This is a genomic window from Cystobacter fuscus (assembly GCF_002305875.1).
Taxonomy (GTDB): domain Bacteria; phylum Myxococcota; class Myxococcia; order Myxococcales; family Myxococcaceae; genus Cystobacter; species Cystobacter fuscus_A.
Genome location: NZ_CP022098.1, coordinates 11,285,661 through 11,304,006, shown reverse-complemented (window position 1 = coordinate 11,304,006; position 18,346 = coordinate 11,285,661). Strand labels below are relative to the sequence as shown.

At 65.6% G+C, this 18,346-nt stretch carries 15 protein-coding genes; 5 read left to right on the top strand and 10 right to left on the bottom strand.

Annotated features, from left to right (window positions below; genetic code table 11):
- Window positions 1–217: 217 nt before the first annotated feature.
- The 3 genes from CYFUS_RS45745 to CYFUS_RS45735 are packed head-to-tail and all read left to right on the top strand — an operon-like array spanning window position 218 to window position 3,213.
- Window positions 218–1,660 carry a hypothetical protein gene (locus tag CYFUS_RS45745; RefSeq protein ID WP_232537891.1) on the top strand — a complete coding sequence of 481 codons (1,443 nt, stop codon included), beginning with the start codon at window positions 218–220 and terminating at the stop codon, window positions 1,658–1,660.
- A complete protein-coding gene (locus CYFUS_RS45740) occupies window positions 1,657–2,799 on the top strand; it encodes an ARPP-2 domain-containing protein (RefSeq protein ID WP_095990957.1) in 1,143 nt (380 codons plus the stop codon). Before CYFUS_RS45745 ends, CYFUS_RS45740 begins: the two co-directional genes overlap by 4 nt.
- Window positions 2,800–2,826: 27 nt before the next feature.
- Window positions 2,827–3,213 carry a hypothetical protein gene (locus CYFUS_RS45735; protein ID WP_095990956.1) on the top strand — a complete coding sequence of 129 codons (387 nt, stop codon included), beginning with the start codon at window positions 2,827–2,829 and terminating at the stop codon, window positions 3,211–3,213.
- 287 nt (window positions 3,214–3,500) lie between these two features.
- On the opposite strand, the gene CYFUS_RS45725 is transcribed toward CYFUS_RS45735, so the two are convergent.
- The 5 genes from CYFUS_RS45725 to CYFUS_RS45705 are packed head-to-tail and all read right to left on the bottom strand — an operon-like array spanning window position 3,501 to window position 8,998.
- The gene (locus tag CYFUS_RS45725) at window positions 3,501–3,956 is read right to left on the bottom strand and encodes a hypothetical protein (protein WP_095990955.1); all 456 of its coding nucleotides are present in this window, start codon (window positions 3,954–3,956) and stop codon (window positions 3,501–3,503) included.
- A gap of 1 nt (window position 3,957) precedes the next feature.
- Window positions 3,958–4,734, bottom strand: a complete 777-nt coding sequence (locus tag CYFUS_RS45720) for an Imm49 family immunity protein (protein ID WP_095990954.1) — start codon at window positions 4,732–4,734, stop codon at window positions 3,958–3,960.
- A 26-nt stretch (window positions 4,735–4,760) separates the two neighbouring features.
- Complete coding sequence (locus tag CYFUS_RS54225; RefSeq protein ID WP_095990953.1) at window positions 4,761–7,685, bottom strand: RHS repeat-associated core domain-containing protein; 2,925 nt, start codon at window positions 7,683–7,685, stop codon at window positions 4,761–4,763.
- Between the two features lie 45 nt (window positions 7,686–7,730).
- A complete protein-coding gene (locus CYFUS_RS45710) occupies window positions 7,731–8,642 on the bottom strand; it encodes a DUF4123 domain-containing protein (protein WP_095990952.1) in 912 nt (303 codons plus the stop codon).
- Window positions 8,639–8,998, bottom strand: coding sequence for a PAAR domain-containing protein (locus CYFUS_RS45705; RefSeq protein WP_095990951.1), 360 nt, complete (start codon window positions 8,996–8,998; stop codon window positions 8,639–8,641). The genes CYFUS_RS45710 and CYFUS_RS45705 overlap by 4 nt, the downstream gene beginning before the upstream one ends.
- Before the next feature lie 640 nt (window positions 8,999–9,638).
- Between CYFUS_RS45705 and CYFUS_RS45695 the strand changes: the two genes are divergently transcribed.
- Complete coding sequence (locus CYFUS_RS45695) at window positions 9,639–10,532, top strand: M23 family metallopeptidase (RefSeq protein WP_095990949.1); 894 nt, start codon at window positions 9,639–9,641, stop codon at window positions 10,530–10,532.
- A gap of 7 nt (window positions 10,533–10,539) precedes the next feature.
- Here the strand turns inward: CYFUS_RS45695 and alr are convergent, their stop codons facing one another.
- The 5 genes from alr to CYFUS_RS51440 all read right to left on the bottom strand — a co-directional run bounded on the left by alr (window position 10,540) and on the right by CYFUS_RS51440 (window position 14,563).
- Window positions 10,540–11,745, bottom strand: coding sequence for an alanine racemase (gene alr / locus CYFUS_RS45690; protein WP_095990948.1), 1,206 nt, complete (start codon window positions 11,743–11,745; stop codon window positions 10,540–10,542).
- 58 nt (window positions 11,746–11,803) lie between these two features.
- Window positions 11,804–12,940 (bottom strand): NADH:flavin oxidoreductase/NADH oxidase, encoded by a 1,137-nt coding sequence (locus tag CYFUS_RS45685; protein ID WP_095990947.1) that lies wholly within the window; start codon window positions 12,938–12,940, stop codon window positions 11,804–11,806.
- Window positions 12,941–13,203: 263 nt separating this feature from the next.
- Window positions 13,204–13,335: a hypothetical protein gene (locus CYFUS_RS54220; protein WP_269770185.1), complete on the bottom strand. Its 132-nt coding sequence runs from the start codon at window positions 13,333–13,335 to the stop codon at window positions 13,204–13,206.
- Between the two features lie 44 nt (window positions 13,336–13,379).
- Entirely contained in the window at window positions 13,380–13,673 is a 294-nt protein-coding gene (locus CYFUS_RS45680; RefSeq protein WP_332468326.1) for a transposase, read from the bottom strand.
- Window positions 13,674–14,368: 695 nt separating this feature from the next.
- The gene (locus CYFUS_RS51440) at window positions 14,369–14,563 is read right to left on the bottom strand and encodes a hypothetical protein (RefSeq protein WP_157759037.1); all 195 of its coding nucleotides are present in this window, start codon (window positions 14,561–14,563) and stop codon (window positions 14,369–14,371) included.
- A 12-nt stretch (window positions 14,564–14,575) separates the two neighbouring features.
- On the opposite strand from CYFUS_RS51440, the gene CYFUS_RS53545 reads away from it, so the two are divergent.
- Window positions 14,576–18,286 carry a kelch repeat-containing protein gene (locus CYFUS_RS53545; protein WP_232537187.1) on the top strand — a complete coding sequence of 1,237 codons (3,711 nt, stop codon included), beginning with the start codon at window positions 14,576–14,578 and terminating at the stop codon, window positions 18,284–18,286.
- Window positions 18,287–18,346 lie beyond the last annotated feature (60 nt).

Sequence of the window (18,346 nt, the reverse complement as noted above, 5' to 3'; positions counted from 1 at the left end):
TGCTTGCGCGAAGGTCGTCGTGCTACCGTGGCGGGGCCGCTCGCGGGACTGTGATGCGACTTCCGAACCTTGCTTTTGAGGCTTGACTAGCTAGTCGTGTCCGCCTTCCCCGAGCGGCCTCTCGCCACCCGAAGCTCGAGACGAGGCAATCCTGGAGGCGGCGGTGGAACAGTCGGTGGTGCAGCGCGCCGAGCAGGTGGCTCGCGAAGATCTGGTGATGTTCGTGAACGCGTGCTTCTCGTGCACCGGGCAGCGCGAGTTCTACAACGACGCACGCGGGCAGTCGGTCTCCATCGAGTTCCTGCACGCCTATATCCTGGGCAACTACCGCCGCCTCTACGCCCGGACCCTGGCCGCGGGCATCAACCACTTCAACCAGGGGCAGATCATCCTCAACCTGCTGGCCACCGGGAAGCAGACGCCTCCCGAGGACCGGCGCGAGGAAGGGGCCCTCATCGCCGCGTCGCTCCGGTCGCTGCCGCCCCAGCGGGCCTTCCGCGTCCTGGAGCTGCTGCGCGAGCGGCGCATCAACAACCGCCGGGCTCGCGCCATCGCCCGCGAATACCTGGAGGGCCGCGAGGATCCGAGCTTCGACGCGGTGAAGTACCGCTCCAAGCTGCGGGCCACGGTGGCGCATGGACATCTGAAGCTCGCCGGGGAGCTCAACGCCTTCCTGTTCCATGGCTGGCGCAAGCGCGTGTTCAAGACGCCGCTGTTGGAGGCGTTCCGCCGGGCCCATTACGAACAGGCCTCCCTCTTCGAGCTGCCCTTCACCATCGCCGAGGGACTGGCCGTGAAGCACGGCATTGCCCGCGACGTGTTCCTCGAGCGCATCGAGCCGCGCCTCACCGCGGGCGAGCGGCTGCGCCTGCAAGGGGCCGCGGCGCGCCAGGAGGGTGTCATCGCCATTGAGCTCGGGAAGGCGCCGCTCACGAAGCTGGCGCTCTACCTGCTCTCGATGAAGCCGGAGACACGCCGGGAGCGCCACGTCGAGCTTCACGCCGCGCTGGAGCGGGCCGCCACGCGCACGCTGCGCCGGGGCTCCGTGCCGCTGGGCCGGGTGGCCGCCGTGCTCGACAACAGCTATTCCGCCTCGGGCTCCACCGAGAAGCGCCGCCGTCCCCTGGGCGTGGCGCTCGCCGCGCACTACCTCCTGTCCTCCATGGCCCGCGAGTACCGCGCCTTCTGGACCTCGCCCCCGGAGGCGCCGCTGCTCGTCGAGGCCCGGGGACAGACGAACCTCGCCTCGCCGCTGCTCGATGCCCTGGACTGGGGCGCGGAGTTGGTCGTCATCGTGTCCGATGGCTACGACAACGACCCGCCCCATGCCGTGGCCGAGCTCACCCGCGTGTTCCGCACGAAGTTGGATCCCTCGCGCCGCACCACCCTCCTCCACGTGAACCCGGTGTTCGCCTCGGATCTCTACGCTCCGCGAGCGCTGGGCGCGCACGTCCCCACGGTGGGTGTGCGGGACGCGGAGGACCTGCCCACGGTGCTCGGCTTCGCGCGCTTCGCCGAGGGCGCGGCCCCGCTGTCGGAACTGGAGGACTACCTCGCCGCGCGTGTGCGGCGGTTGCTGGAGCGCGGACGGAGGGCGGCGGAGCCGGGTGTCTCCCCGGTGGAAGACGAGGCGACCGTGGACGCCGGGGAGGACGCATGAAGGCGAAGGTCTCGGTGACGAACATCGTGCCCAAGGGTCTCCGGCTGGCTCCGTCCCAGGTGTGGGGCACCCTGCGGCTGGTGCCCGTGCTGCGCGACGAGGTGCGGGAAGACCTGCGCTTCGCCCAGCGCTCGTATGACGATGACCTCACCCTCGTCTCCTTGAAGGGCGGATTGAAGGAGCCCGGGCTCAAGTACCTCTCGTATGTGCCGCACGGGCTGGTGATGTCGTGGGAAGGCCGGCACGCGGAGGCCGTCGTCGGCACGCAACTGAAGAAGCCCGAGGGCAAGGCGTTGAAGGTGGGGCCTCACACGCTCCGGTTGATGCATCGCATGGTGCGCCGGGAGGAGAAGAACCGGCTGCGGATGCTGCCCCTGCACCTGGCCATGGAGGGCTTCCTCTCCCTGCATTTCGGCGGGCCGGAGGTGGCCTGGGCCGAGTACTCGCGGGAGGCGCTTTCCCATGGCCTGGATCCCCGGACGGAGTGGTCCGTGCCGGGCTGGGCGAACCCGCTCTTCGACGAGGCCCTGCGCGTCTTCGAGATCCACGAGCGGCAGGTGGGCGTGCTCCTCTTCCACGCGGACCTGCTGCTGTCCGCCTTCATCGTTTCGCACCCCGAGGACTATCGGGCCCTGCACCGGACGCTGCTGGAGGACTTCTACGGCGAGCTGCTGCTCCAGTACGGCTTCCTCGACAGCGCCGCGTCCCTGGAGTCCCCCATCGACGAGCGGCGGGTGTCCTCGCTCGGGGAGTTGAGGGCCGCCGTCGAGCGGATGCGCGAGGACTGGGCCTGGTTCCAGGGCTTCATGGCGGGAGGGCTCTTCGGCGCGGAGGTCTGGGCGACATCCGTCTACGGGGCGGGCCCCTTCCACCTCCAGCGTTTCGTCACCAGCCTTCAGGTGTCGGAGGAGAACCACATCGGCGAGCTGATCACCCGCGAGGACGGCACGCTCGAGTACCTCAAGACGTATCGCCTCTCCGCGGCCCAGACCCGGCGCGCCTACCTGCTCAAGCAGCTCGCGCTCGCGGACTGGAACCTGGACCGCGCCGCGGAGTCCCTGAAGACGACCCGGGCGGAGCTGATCCTCCGCCTGCGCAACGCCGGCTTCGGCTATCTCCTCAAGGACTCCGTGAAGTAGCGCCCCTCGATAGTCCTGGAGCCTGGGATGTTCATTCGCTTCGTCATCGACAGACTCGATCCGGATTCAGGCCGACGTCAGGGAATACTACAAGCCTTGAGGGAACTCAGGGACCATGACCTTCTGCTGCCCGAGGAACGGGATGTTTGCGATGAAGTGTTCGCCTGGCTTTTCGACAATCTGGACAGACCAGACACGTTCTCCCGATCGCGGAAGCGTCATGCCGCGAAGGTCGCGTTGAGCTGGTTCAAGCCGACGGCGAGAGAGCACATCGCGCGCATGCATGTGCTGGCCAGGGTGCTCGAGGCGCATGGGCTCCAGGTGGACGTCATCGAGGAACGGCGACCCGGGTACATCATCCATGAGGACGAGTATCAGGTCGTCGCCGAACCCTTTCAGGAGACGCGCACCTGAACTCCAGCGCTCGAAGTGGGGGGCAGAACTGGAAGTAGTGGTCGGCGTCGTGCTTCTTCCGCGGCCGTTGGGGCATGCCTCCACAGCACGAGCATTGAAAGAGCTGGGTGAACAATACCGCGCCTTCGTCGCAGCATTCCAAGAGGCGGCGGCTCGGTGGCTACGGGGGGACTTCTCGGTGAGCTTCCCCCTCTACTCCTTCCCTCCGCGTGTCGTGCCAGAGCGTGTTGTTCGAGTTCTTTGACACCCTTTCCGGGACACCCTTTCTGGCTCGTACTCGGTAATGCCTACATATGGAGGATGGCGAGGGCGTACCTCCTGCGAGCTGCCTCGTCCGCTGCTGACTGGACGGTGTGCAGCGCCGTCTCGACTGTGTCGTCATCGGCGCTCTCGAGTTCCTCGATGAAGTCCTCGGGCAGTTCATCAAGGGAGGTCTTGAGATCCTGAACCTGCTCGGGGCTGAAATAGCCAAAGCTGGGGCAGTCGCTGTCGTCGCCGAGGACATTGTTCGGAGAGTTGTTGAATGCGAACACAGGCAGGAATTTTGTTCCGCCCATCTGCTCGTCGATGATTTCGAGCGCCTCGGCGAAATCGAGGGTGTTCATCTCCAACTGCCCCCAGCGAGCTCCCTGCTTCTGGACGGATGCAACGAGTTTGTCATAGAATTCTTGGTCAGATAGCCCCTGGCGAGCCGTGGGCAGCTTTCTTTCGTCCACAACGTACAGCGTCAAGGTATCGCTCACTTCAACCCTCCAGCAGGAACAGGGGGAGGTAGAGAGACTTCACACCGCACTGCATACCGCGCTCCTGCCCGAGCTTTGCAAGGGTTAGCGCCGGCAGGCAGATGAATCCCTCCGAGCGAAGCTTGAGTTCCCCACGCTTCGCTTGAACTTCGTGTGCCTTGACGACGTCCGCAATGGACTCGTCCAACGACTTCGTATCCTGGGTTGCCACGGCCCGGAGGGCCCGGACCTCCGGAAGGACGGATTGCCTGTCGTCCTTGGAGGCCGTATCGGATGAGCACTTCGCAATCAGTTCTTCGATGGCAGCCGGATCCAGAGCGCTCTTGCGCAGGTACAACCTCACCTGCTCCAGATAGCCAGCATAGGCGTCATCCGAGGGCTCCACGGGGTTGCGAAACTGCCAGGGCTGAAGCCGGAGGAGTTCTTCTCGCTCCGCCGTACCGGCAAAGCAAACCACCAAGGACAGCGTCTTCTCGAATACCCACAGAATCCGGGACTCGCTGGGAGCTGGCTTTTGCCGCACCGCGTGCATCTTGAGCAGGTTTCGGCCAGCCAGGGCCAGATGCTCCCGGATCTGTTTCGGGTCCTTCTCCTGCTGGTACAGCATGAGACCCACTTCGCACGAGGACTCACCGATCGAGGAGTAGTATCTATCGAGCCCCCTGGCATCGCTCGCGGCGGGCGGCTTCTCGAGGAGCGCCTTCTTGAGCAGCCCTGCACGCCAATCCAGGTTCTTCACAACGACATCATCGGCGATCTTGTTGAGTTTCAGTCCCATTGGATTCTCCAGAGCCACCTGCCAGGTCAGTTGTATCTACCAGACGCTTGAATCCCGGGCGGCAGATATTCGCGGGCTCCGCCTCCCTCCAGGGCTTCCACCACCATACCGGTCACCTTTGGAGGGGGCTTGCTGCCCAGGGCTTCCACCAATTCCCTGCCCAAACCCATGTTCTTCGCTGCCATTTCCTCGGCCGTGCCCTTGACCCACTGTGTGCTCATCTGGTCTCCCTTGGTCTTGGTGGTGCCGAGTTTGGCGCCAGGCCCCTTGGCCTCGACAATGACATATTCCTTGATCTTCCCGTCCAGACCCCGCTTCACATAGACCTGATCGAACCCGACCCCCTGCTTGAATCCGTGGCGCAATTCGAGTTCTGGATGGTTCTTCGCCACGTGCTTCGCCGCGGCCTCTTCACCCACGGCTTCGGTGATCTTCCCCTTGTGTGCGCCGAGTGTTCTGGGTTTGGCATTGCGCTTCTTGGCCGCCTCCAGGGCCTTCTCGTATTTGGCTTTGTGTGCCGCCACGTTTTCCAAGTGCCTGGCCAGGCGTTTGTCAGCGATCTTCCGGGCTCTGCGCAGCCCGGGGTGAACCGCCTGGAGAAGCTTCCTCCCCAGCCGTCTGGCGGCTTGTTTGACGCCGGGAATTTTTCCGAGCCCCAGGAGGGCGAGGTCGATGGTCGCGGCCACGAGCGCCCCTTTCAGGGCGCACATGAGACAGAAGCCATCCCCATTCTGTGCCTGCTCGATGAGCTGACCAGCGAAAGCGCCGATGCCGGTGGCGACCACGCCCGCCGCGAGCACCACCCCAGCCGATGCCCCAGCGACGACAGCCACGAGAGCTCCCGCTCCCGCGATGGCTCCTTCCACGGCTCCGGCGACGGGATCTCCTCCAGTCACGGCCGCGGTCACCGCCCCTACCGCGGCCCCCACCAGGCCAGCGATGCCCACGGCGAGCAGGGGCGCGAGCCCACCAAAAGGGTCCGCCCGGTTCCAGGGATCGTTGCGGCAGTAACTGTAGTTCGTCGCGTCTGGCTCGTACCAACGCGGATCGCGTGAGAGGTAGGACTTCAGCCATGCGCAATAGTACCGGGCATGATTGTAGTAGAGCCCTGTCTCCTCATCCTCGTACTGCCCGGCCAGTCGCCAGGGTTGCCGCACTTCGGCAATCTCCACCCGAACCACACCAAAAGAGTCATAGCGTGCGCTCCAGACGACCTGGCCCGACTCGTCGAAAGCCCGGACGACAGCCCCGCGCGCATCTGTCTGCAGCCAGTATGTCCGCCCGTTCTCTCGGAAGGCGTGAGGAATCACCGTCTCGGGCAGGAAGAGGTAATCCCGTCGCACGGGTGCCGCTCCGGGGTTCCACTGCACCTCTTCCCATAGGAGCTGGTGCCCTGCCCAGCCATACTTCCACGTTGTCCGTCCATCCGTCTTGAGCACCCGGCGTCCGAGGGCATCATAGCCATAGCGGACTTCCCGGTCCCCACCGCGCGTCTCGCGCAGTAACCCGTCACCACCAAAGGAACACCACAATTCGCCGCCTGGAGTCGGTAGCCGAACTATGTTTCCATTTCCGTCATACTCGACAGATCGATCTCCATATACACGGGGCTCATCCATCAGCCCCATGCTCACCCGGGTGCCTGCGTCATCGACGAGGTTCCCCTTTGCATCATACGCATAGCGCACCAGCAACTGACCCGTCGTGGCATCCATCTCGCCAAGCAGCCGACTCTCGGCGTCATAAAGGAAGCGCCGGGTCATGGGCTGTCCAAAGCGTTCGGCCCCCCCATCCGCGACGGCCGTCAGCCGCTCGCAGGAATCGTATTCGTATCGCTGCTCGCTGAGTGTCCTTCCATTCTGGCTGACGACACATGCATGGGCCAGCCTTCCGGTGCTCGCGTACGACTGCGTCTCGAGCAGACCGTTTCCGTAACGTATCTCCGAGACAGTCCCGCCCGGTGCGTAACGGAATCGGGTCTCGTTCCTCCCCCAGTCTCGTACCAGACCGAGCCGACCGTCCTCGTCATACTCGTATTCGAGGGTCTCGCCGTGTGGTGAGACCATGCGCACCATGCGCCCCTCTTCGTCATAGGCGTACTCGACCCGCCCGAATGGCGACTCGTCCGTGAGCGGGTTGCCGTCGGCATCGAGGGTGCTCGTGAGGGCTCCGAAATCGTTGCGCGCGGCCGTCAGGGTATTCCCCTTCAGCTCGAACTCCGTTCGCGACCCATCGGCCCAGGTGATGGCCTTGAGGACCCGCACACCCTCATCGAACTCGTGGACGACCTGACGGCCATCACGCAGGACGACCACCGCGGACAACTCCTCCGGATGCGGTACGTGCTCCTGGCGAGACCCGTCCGGGAAGACGACGGACTTCAGCGTCCCTTCTGCGTCGGTCTCATAAGTCGTCTTGCGGCCGAGTGGATCGATGATGGCCCTCAGTCTGCCGGTCTCGTCGCGCTCGTAGCGGGTGATCGCGCCGGTGCGGTCAGTCACGCTCTCCACCGGTCCCGCTGGGTGGTAGGTGAAACGGACCGTGTTGCCGTCTGGGTAGCGGATCAACAGTGGGCGATCCTTGTCGTCATACCGCAGCAGGTACGACATCAGGCCAGGGCGGCGAAGCATGACGACATTGCCTCTCGCGTCCCGCTCTATCTCCAACCGTTCGGGGCCTGGATGGATGATGGTCGACAAGCGCCCCTGGGCGTCGAACTCGAAGCCCACCGTGTTTCCCGAGGGCGGCGTCAGCTTGGCGGGCAGGCCGTCCGTCTGGAAGGTCATGCGCGTCTGGAAGCCACGCGCATCGGTGGTGACGATGTCACCGGTAGCCAGCTCTCGCTCGGCCTGGAACCCTTCCAACCGCAAACCCGCGAGGACACGCTCGACTGACTTCGTCCGCCAGACTGGGCGGAAGGCCTCTATTTGCTCCTGGCTGAGCTTGAACATGTCTTCCCTCCATCTGCTTATGCGCTTCGACCCCGCAGTACGCGCTCACGCGGAAACGAGTGATACCTCGTCCCGGAGAACCTTGTGCTCTCTCACTGAAAAGAGGAGGAGGCGCCCTCCTCCGGAACCCTCCATCGAGAAAGAATCGATGCCTCCGAAGAACTCCTGGAGCTGCTCGGACGAACACCCGGAAAGAAAGATGGGGAGTACTCGTGGATCGTAGAAGCGAAAGTAGAGTTCCTGGGCCGTGGCGCTCTGGACCATGAGGAACTTCCGCAGGTGTCGCCGCACGTCCCTGAAGGGCTGTTGGCTGGTGAGGAACAACCCCCAATTCATTCCCCATCCTTCTTGGACCAAGGACGCCAACAGGCGCGAGTCCTTGGGCAGGCTCGCCAGTACCGGCGCAACCTCCGCCAGGGCATCCCCCTCAGGACCCTCGTAGAGGGAGCGGTACTCTTCCACGGACTCCCGCAGCAGAACGAGTACGCGCGCATCTCTCGCCGCGTCCATCACCGCGAACAGTGGCCCTGATTGGGATGCCAAGGCCTTCAAGGCCTTGTCCGCGAGCTCCTTTCGCGCCAGAGTCTCCGCTTCCATCGGTCTACTCGGAGGGGTCATCGCTTCCACGTGTACGGAGAAGTCCGTCATCCCAGCGCGCACCCAACTTCCATGGGAGACTTGGCCCGCCTCCACCCGCAGCCCTTCGAGCAACGTGCCGGTTGTGCTCCTCAGGTCGCGTAGCAAGCAATGCGTTCCGTTCCAGGCGAGTTCGAAGTGGAACTCGGACATTGAGGCATCGCCGGGCACTGACAACCCCGCCGTTTCCGCTCGACCCACCTGGAGGACACGCCCCGGCTCGACTATGCCCTTGGCGCCGGCGGACGCCCCCCAGAGCACCTCGACGATGAGGTGTCTCACGGAGTTCGCGACTCGCGCCGATGCGGTGTCAACCGTCATGACCCGGCTTTGCTTACAAAGGGATTTCCACTGTCGGCGGCGGACGCCATGCACCTGGCCTGCGCAGGCGCGCCAATCAGCACTGTCGGACAGCCCGCCACGACCCTTCCTCCATGTGATGTGGGGTCCCCCAATCGTGCCGCCGGCTTGTGGCCGATGAGCACCGATGGTTCACCCTGCGAAATGGAGTCCGGCGGTCCGATGCACACCGCCATGTCTCCGACCCGTGCGGCTGGCATGAATCCGATGAGCACCGTCGGCTCCCCGGTCGAAACCGGTCCTCCCACGTGAGGCACTGGGCCCGGTTCCACCTTCGGACAGACATGTATGTCACTGATGCGTGCGGCTGGAGGCATGATGTGGCTCCTGGGTCATGTGTACATTCTGCCAGAATGGCGGGGAGGCAGGGCGGTTGATCGGTTTCGAGACGATGGCCGCGCTCGCCCACATGACGGTACCCGGCAGAGAGATCATGGGAGGAGTGAGGCCCTGTGGAAGGGGAGGGAGGGGGCCGTGAGGCCGAGAAGGGCCGCTGCGGTGCCGGGCTTCGAGCCCTCAATCGATCGAATGCGAGCCGACGTTCGATGATGCCCTGAGCTGAACCACGACCACCGTGAGAGCCTCGCTCGCGACCCCCGCGGCGCTGCGCGTGGTGGTGACGGCCAACCTCAGACCGCCCGGCGTTTCTTCTCGCGCCTGGACTTGCGCTCGTGCTGTGCGGGAGGCGTCGTGCTGTCTGGAGGCGGAGTCTCGGTGTGCCTCCCGTTGGGAAGTCACGGTCCGTCTGCGAGCCCTGATTCATGGGACTGGGTGGGCTTGAGGGGGCGGATGATGAACGTGGCGCCTTCGCCGGGCTTGCGCGCACCGACAGCGTTCTTCACGATGCGCTACGAAATGAACGCGAAGTCCTCCGCCACGCAGGGGACGAAGAGGAGGCCGCCTCCTCCCTGAAAATGGTTTGTTGGGAGTTCTGGATTTCCGTCTTATAACGGCGCCATGTCGTCTCCCGTAATCGTCTGCCTCCGGCTGCGCTTCGCGCGGCGCCTGCTTCCCCTCGCCCTGGGCCTCGTGGCCCTGGGGGCCGAGGCTCGTCCGAGTCTTTCCGTGCAACCGCGGACGGCGAAGCCCGGTGATCCCGTGCTCATCACCCTCTGGGGCTTCGAGACGCCCCCCGCGGGCACGCTCGATGGACGTGCCTTGCGGTTCTTCAAGGCGCGAGACGCCTTTCATGCGCTCGTCGGGCTCTCGGTGGAGCAGCCCGTGGGCACGGTGGACGTGAAGGTCGTTGGCCCCGAGTCGGCGGGGAGTGAGCCGGTGGAGCTCGTCGAACGCGTGCGGGTGGTGCCGCCGGGCTATCCGGAGCGGCAGCTTCAAGTGGCGACCAAGTACATCGAGCCTCCGGAGTCCGTGAAGGCCCGGATGGCGGAGGATCAGGTCGCGCTCACCGCCGCCTTTTCCCAGGAATTGTCCCCCCTGCTGTTCCAGCGCAACTTCGCCTGGCCGCGGCGCAAGCGAATCACCGCGCGCTTCGGAGACCGCCGCTCCTTCAATGGCAAGCTACAGAGCCAGCACTTCGGCACGGACATCGCGGGCGCCATGGGCGCTCCGGTCCGCGCGGCCAACGATGGCGTGGTGGTGATGACGCGCGACAACTACAGCGAGGGCAACTCCGTGCTCGTCTACCACGGCGGGGGCCTGTACACGACCTACTTCCACCTCTCGGGCATCTCCGTGAAGGAAGGGGCGAAGGTGAAGCAGGGGCAGAAGCTGGGCGTCGTGGGGAGCACGGGCCGTGTCACCGGCCCGCACCTGCACTGGGGCGTGAAGATCGATGGCGTCTGGGTGGATTCCGAGACGCTGCTCAAGCTGGACTTCTTCTCCCCCCCGTAGCCCCTGGCTACTCGGGCTTCACCACCCGGGGATTGGCCCTGCCCCAGCCCATGCGGAGCTCGTCGATGAGCGTGCCCGCCCCCTGCTCCAGTTCCGTCTGGGTGATGGCGTTGGTGCCCTGGTGGCCGAACAGCACGACCTCGTCACCGGGTTGGATGTCCGGAGCTTCCGTGACATCGACCATGAACGTGTTCATGGAGATCCTCCCGACGACGGGATGGCGGCGTCCCCGGATGAGGACATGCCCCTGGTTCGAGAAGGCGCGCCGGTAGCCATCGGCGTAACCCATGGGGATGTTCGCGAGCAGGGAGTCCCGCTGCAAGGTGGCCGTGCGGTCATAGCCAATCGTACTCCCAGCCGGATAGGCATTGACGGAGGCCACGCGGGTTTTCACCTCCATCACCTGTTTGAACTCCGGATGCGTGGCCATGGTCTCTCCATAGATGGCGCCTCCGGGACGGACCATGTCGAGATGGCTCTCCGGGACGTCCAGGGTCGCGAAGGAGTTGGCGCAATGGAGGAGGAGCTTGCCGCGGTCCAGGTGCCCCTGTTCGATAATCCACGCCGCTTCCTCCTTGAAGAGAGCGATTCCGCGCAGGACATCCTCGCGGTCCTCCACCGGTAACTGGGTCATGATTCCGGTGAGTTGGAGGTGGGGGAGCTTCAGCAGTTCGAGCGCGTCGCTCTTGCCTCGCGCCGTGCTCAATTCGAGGCCGTTGCGGCCCACGCCCCGCGCGTTGAGATCGAGGTGGATGGGGATGGTCCGGGCATGCCGCTGGCCAATGTCCGAGACGTGCTTCGCGTGCGCGAGGTTTCCGACCAGTTCCTCGAGCGTGTAGGGCAATGCGTCCTCGACTTCCTGGGGCGTCGCGGTCCGGATCCGGACCAGCCTTCCGCCGAATCCTCCTTCACGCACGTGCCGGGCGTCCTCGTTGCTGGCGATGGCGACGCACGGGACACCCAGGGACACGATCGATGGAATGAGGAGGTCGATTCCGTGCCCGTAGGCGTCGGCTTTCATGACCGCGCAGAGTTGGGTCTTGTCCGACAGCCGGGTCTTCACGGTGCGGAGGTTGTGCTCGAAGGCCTTCGTGTCGATCTCCACCCAGGCATTGGAGTCGTGGGCACGGGGGACGGGTGTTCCCGGATGCGCCCGACAGTTCATGAGGAACAGCGGGGCGACCAGCACGAGCAGCAGTCGAGCATGAGGCATCGAGGAGTCTCTTGTGGGCATGGGATGAACCTTTTCAAGTGATAGTCATTCCCGTCCGTCAGGTGCTCTTGAGCATCCGCCGTGCCTTCTCCCGGTTGGCGAGCCAGTGGCCCGACTGGATGGGCCAATCCCGGAAGTCGAGCGGATTGGCCTCCAGCGCGCGCCGCGCGTTCAGGGGCCATTGGGGCGCGGCGAGGGCCTCGCGCGCCAGGGCCACCAGATCCGCCCGGCCCTCCGCCACGATGGCTTCCGCCTGCGCGGCCTCGGTGATGAGGCCCACCGCCATGGTGCGCAGGCCCGTCTCCTCGCGCACGCGCTGGGCGAAACCCACCTGATAGCCAGGGCCGGAGGGGCCCTTGAATTCCTTGGCCACGCCTCCCGAGGAGCAGTCGAGCACGTCGACGCCTCGTTTCTCCAACTCCCGGGCGAAGGTCACGGTGTCCTCCAGGGTCCAGCCCCCCTCGACGCCGTCGATGGCGGAGACCCGGACGAACACGGGCTTGTCCTGGGGCCAGAGCGCGCGGACGCTCTCGATGACCTCGAGCGGAAAGCGCATCCGGTTGTCCAGCGTGCCGCCGTAGCGATCCGTGCGCCGGTTGGCCACGGGCGAGAGGAATTCATTGAACAGGTAGCCATGCGCGCAGTGCACCTCGACGATGTCGAAGCCCGCCTGGAGCGCCCGCTGGGCGGCGGAACGCCAGGCCTGACGCAGACGCTCGAGGCCCTCGTCCGTCAGGGCGCTGGGGACCTGCCAGCCCTCGGCGTGGGGCAGGGCGCTCGGCGCCACCGTGGGCCAGGGGCCTTCCCCGCGCGCGTCCGCGTCCGCCTGGGTCAGCGAGACATCTCCCTCCCAGGGCCGCTGCCGCGAGCCCTTGCGCCCCGCGTGTCCGAGCTGGATGGCCGGCACCGCTCCGTGGGCGCGCAGAAAGGTGGAGATGCGGGCGAGTGGCGCGATCTGCGCATCGTTCCACAACCCCGTGTCACCGTGCGTGATGCGGCCTTCGGGCGAGACGCCGGTGGCCTCCACGAACACGATGCCAAAGCCTCCGAGCGCGAACCGTCCCAGATGCGCGAGATGGTAGTCGGTCGCGATCCCGTCGACCGCCGAGTACTGGCACATGGGTGAGACGACGAGGCGATTGCGTGCACGCACGCCGCGCAAGGTGATGGGCTCGAAGAGTTTCGGCGATGACATGGGACCTCCCCCAATCCGGTGAGCACTGCCGCGCGACCGTCGCGCTTGTCAGGAGCGGGGTTTTAACCAAGGACGCCGCGCCAGGCGAGAGGGCTGATTGTCAGATCGGCGGGTGCTTTCAGGAGCTTCCGCGAAGGCCCGTCGTGCTACCATGGCGGGGTTGCTCGCGGGACTGTGATGCGACTTCCGAATCTGGCTTTTGCGGCTTGACTCGCTGGTCGTGTCCGCCTTCCCCGAGCGGCCTCTCGCCACCCGAACGAGCTTCACGCCGCGCTGGAGCGGGCCGCCACGCGCACGCTGCGCCGGGGTAGCGTGCCGCTGGGCCGGGTGGCCGCCGTGCTCGACAACAGCAACTTCTTGTCCATCTTGTCCGCCTCCTTGGCGTAGGCGGACATGCTCACCTCTCGGCTTTCTCGTCACGACGGGCTCGGGCGAGGACTTACGAGAAGGGCACCGGGACAAGCACGGCCAGCACCACCCAGACATGGCCAAAGGTGAGCAGGCGCGTGCGCCGAGTCGAGCGGACCGGGTCGATGTGCACACCCGAGCCAAATACCTTGGGCCCTTTGTGCGTGCACAGGGTGTCGTCGAGCGCCAGGCGCACAGGCCCCGGCGCGAGCGCCACCTGGCGCAGCAAGAGCAGGCGCCCCATGTGGTCAATGCTCCAGCTCGCACGCGAGAAGAAGCGGTGGAAGCCCGCGTGGTGGCGCACGCCGGAGACGCCCGCGGACACCAGAGCCTCCGTGACAGCGTGCAATCCCCGGGTGCTCACCCAGCCAGCAAACAAGGTGAGGAAGCGACAGAACGAGGGTTGAGTGAAAACGGGCTGGACGAGCAGAAGCAGCGACAGCAGCGTGTTAGAGGAGGGGCGGTCATCGTGTACTGGACGGGAGAAGTCTTGGTCGACCTCACAACCAGTCCGGTGGCCGTCCCTTCCCTACGGCTCCCGCGCTCCCTCGCTCGCCCTCCTCAAATGGCGAAAGTCGAGTCTGAAATCATCGAGGTTTTTCCTGAACCGTTCGGAGTCTTGGAGGTCGCCAGCCTCCTTGCGCCGAACCTCCTGTTGTCGATTCTTCTGCATAATTTTCATCCTCAGGGTCTCCTCTCATAAACGAGGATGCATCCGCCCGAACACGCCAGGTGAGCGCTCACGAATCTTCTTCACGGTGGGTATGACGGGCGGACTATACGTGCGGGGAGGGCGGGGAGGGGAGATGCCGAGAAAACAAACCTGGGGAGAACACCTTGCAGAGCCTCTTGTTACCAAGGCCGTGGAATCCATGTCTGTCTTCATCCGCCGTACTCATGGGGTTCCTATGTCTCTCCATTTTTGGGTGTGTCAATCCCGACATCGATCACCCGGGCGTGGAACCTCCTCAGGAGAACCCCGCGCCCGAGCACCCTTCCGCGCCCGCGGGTACCAGCCTGCTACTTCAGGTCGTCGATGACTCGGGCAACCCGGTCGCGGGAGCCGCTGTCTCCTCCCAGGGTGCTGTCTTCTCCGTCGACAGCTCCGGCCACCTGCTCCTGGAGCAACTCCCGCCCGGGCGCCTGCTGGCCCGCGTGGACGCGCTCGGTTTCACTTCGGCCACCGCGGTGGTGGAGTTGCAAGAGGGGGTTCATGCTGGAGCCCGGGTGAAGCTGCTCCCACTGCCCAGTCCCATTCCCTTCCAGGCCGAGCAGGGTGGCATCATCCAGACGCCGCGGGTGCGTGTCACCATTCCCCCCGACGCGGTCGTGGATGCACTGGGTCAGCCCGTCACGGGCACCGTCAATGTCACCATCGTTCCGCTGGATCCGACGACCCAGCTGGCGGCCATGCCGGGGCCCTTGGAGGCCACCCGTGTGGCGGATGGCGCGACGGTGCAACTGGAGAGCTTCTTCATGGCGGAGGTGAGCCTGTGGAGCAACGGGGCCCCCGTGCAACTGGCGACGGGGAAATCGGCCACCCTGGAGTTCGTCCTCCCGGAGGCCCTGGCCAGCCAGTTCCACGCGGGGGACAGTGTCCCGGCGTGGTGGTTCGACCTGGACGAGGGCCAGTGGCGCGAGGAAGGGGAGGGGCGCATTCAACCCTCCTCGACGCAGCCAGACAGGCTGGCCTGGGTTGCCCAGGTGAAGCACTTCACCTGGTGGAACTGTGATGCGCCGTGGACGGACAAGAGCTGTGTGAACGTGCTCGTGGTGGATGGGAAAGGAACGCCCGTCGAGGGGGTGGCGGTGTACGCCCAGGGGACCAGCTACTCGGGAGTGAGCTGGCCCGTGGTCAGTGCCGGTGGCCGGGTGTGCATCGAGATCAAGCGAGGTCACACGGCCAACGTCTTCGCGGGACTGGCCGGTGAGTTCGCCACGGGCATGGTGACGGTGACGGGGACGGCGGATGCGGCCGTGTGTGGCAGCGGCCCCTGCACCGAGGTCCAACTCACCCTGGAGGACGTCATCTGCACGCCGGGTGCCTACGAGGCATGCGCGTACCCGGGGCCGGCGGGAACAGAGGGAAAGGGGTCGTGCCGGGCTGGCCGCCGGCAGTGCAACGTCATCGGGACGGAGTGGAGCGCCTGCCAGGGGGACGTGCTGCCAGCGGCCGAGAGCTGCCGGACTCCCTTCGATGACGACTGCGATGGCGTGGTGAACGAGGACTGCAGCTGTTCCGATCTGGAGGGCTCGCCCTGCTATGGCGGCGCCATCGAGACTCAAGGGGTGGGTTTCTGCCATGACGGGACGGTGGCGTGTGACATGTTCGGCCGCGTCGTCTGTCGGGGGCAACGGCTTCCCGTGCCGGAGACCTGCTCGACGCTCGAGGACGACAACTGCGATGGCATGAACGAAGAATGCGAGCCCGTGTCCCAGTGGTTCTGGGCAGTGGACACCAATGGCGTGAGTTGCACGTCCTCCACGGCGATGCTGGGCATGGATGTGGACGGCGAAGGCAACACGCTGACCCTGAGCACATTCAGTGGCACCACCACCATCGGCGGCGAGGTCTTCACGGGAGACGAGGACGATCTGCTCCTGGTGAAGGTGGATGCCAGGGGTCAACCCGTCTGGGCCAAACTCCTCGATATCTACAGCCGCTCCTCCTATTACACGGCGAAGGAGAGCATCACCGTGGACGCGATGGGGGGCGTGGTGGTGTCGGGGTCGTTCGTTGGTCCCCTGCTCATCGATGGTGTCTCGCTGCTCAGCCAAGGCTCCCCGCACGTTTTCGTGGCCAGGTTCGCTCCCAATGGCCGCTTGCTGTGGGCCCAGCAATTCCCCGCGGAGGGGGACGGGCTCGGCGGTGGGGCCGTGGCCACGGACGCGGCAGGCAATGTCCTCCTCCTGGCGAGGTACGGGTACGATGCCATCTACGTGGCGAAGCTCGACGCGGGCACGGGGGCGCCCCTCTGGAGCCGGAGCATCCGGAACCTCGGCACGTTGTACTATGCCATCTCCCTCGACGCGGATGAGGCGGGCAATGTCCTGCTGGTGGTGAACGTTTACCTGAGTGCTCTCGTCATGAAGCTCGATGGCCTCACGGGCAAGGAACTCTGGGCCCGGAGCGCAGGTCGGATAAATGGGGAAGGAGGAAACCCTCCGTACCTGAAGGTGGCGGGAGCAGGGTCGGTGTTGGTGCTGATGAATAACGGGAGTGGAGAGACAATACTTTCCAAGCTCTCCGCGGATGGCGATGAGCTCTGGAGCCACATCTTCACAGACTGGGGTGTGGATGGCTTGGGGGTCGACGCCGCGGGCAACGCACTGGTCACCGGGACATTCGAGGGCAGTGTCGACCTGGGCGGTGGGATCCGTCAGTCCAGAGGCCGGGGTGTGTTCGTGGCCTGGTACGATCCACAGGGAAGGTATCTGAGGGACTACGTCCTCCCGGCGCTCAGTGCGGTGGACGGAACAGTGCTTGGAAACTATTGGAGAGCCGAACTAGGCGTCGACCCCGAGGGAAACCTGCTGCTGGGGGGCGCGTTCGAGGGCACCGTGGACTTCGGGATGGGGCGGGTGAACACGTGCTCCTCCACCTCCTTCGTGCTGAAGATGGATCTCACCCCCTCTACTCCCAGCCACTTCAATCCCGTCATCACCCGGGCCTCCAGCTCCTCGGAGACGGCCACCCCCGGCCAGGTGCTCACCTTCGAGGTGGATGCCTTGGACCCCGAGGGCTCCGCGCTCGGCTTCTCCTGGACCGCCACCACGGGCTCGCCTGGCGCACCGGCCACCGGTGCATCCACCAGCCGCATTACCTGGACGGCTCCCTCCTGTATCACCGCGGGCAGTACCGCGACCCTCACCGCCACGGTCACCAACGCCTTCAACCAGAAGTCAGTGAGGCGCTTCCTGGTCAAGAGGCTGCCGTCCTGTGAGTGGGCCTCGACGGGCTCCATGGCCGGGCTTCGCGGAAGCCACACGGCGACGCTGCTGCTCAACGGCAAGGTGCTCGTTTCGGGGGGGGCGGGGATGTACTCGAGCGTCCACCTCGCGACGGCGGAGGTATACGACCCGGCAATGGGCACCTGGATCGCTACCGGCTCCATGGCCGTGTCTCGCTCTGGCCACACGGCGACGCTGCTGCCCGGCGGCAAGGTGCTCGTCGCCGGGGGGGAGGGGAGTGGCCCGATCTACTTGCACCGGACGGCGGAGGTGTACGACCCGGCCACGGGCGCTTGGAGTGCCACGGGCTCCATGGCCTCGCCTCGCTATCGCCACACGGCGACGCTGCTGCCCGACGGCAAGGTGCTCGTTACGGGGGGATACAGTGGCGGCAGTACCTTCGCGATGGCGGAGGTATACGACCCGGTCACCGGCACCTGGAGCGCTGCCGGTTCCATGGTCTCGCTCCGTGCTGGCCACACGGCGACGCTGCTGTCCGACGGCAAGGTGCTCGTCTCGGGGGGACATGCTTCCGGTGGCGGCGACCTCGCGACGGCGGAGATATACGACCCGGCCACGGACACCTGGAGCGCTGCCAGCTCCATGATTTTGCCTCGCCGTGGCCACACGGCGACGCTGCTGCCCGACGGCAAGGTACTCGTCTCGGGATGCGGCAGCGCGAGATGCCCCGTGTCGGCGGAGATGTACGATCCGGCCACGGCTACCTGGCGCGCTACTGGCGCCATGCTCTCGCCTCATGAGGGCCACGCGGCGACGTTGCTCCCTGACGGTAGGGTGCTCATCTCGGGGGGAAACAGAGGCGACACACCGGTGGCGGAGGTGTACGACCCGGCCCTGGACGCCTGGAGCGATGCCGGCTCCATGGCTGGGCGTCGCGAAAACCACACGGCGACGCTGCTGCTCGACGGCAAGGTGCTCGTCTCGGGGGGAAAGGGAGGGATGTCGGCGGAGCTGTACACGCCCTGAGCCTCGTGGTCAGTGGGTGTCGATGACAGGCACTCGGTGGGGCCAGGTGCACGGCCCCAC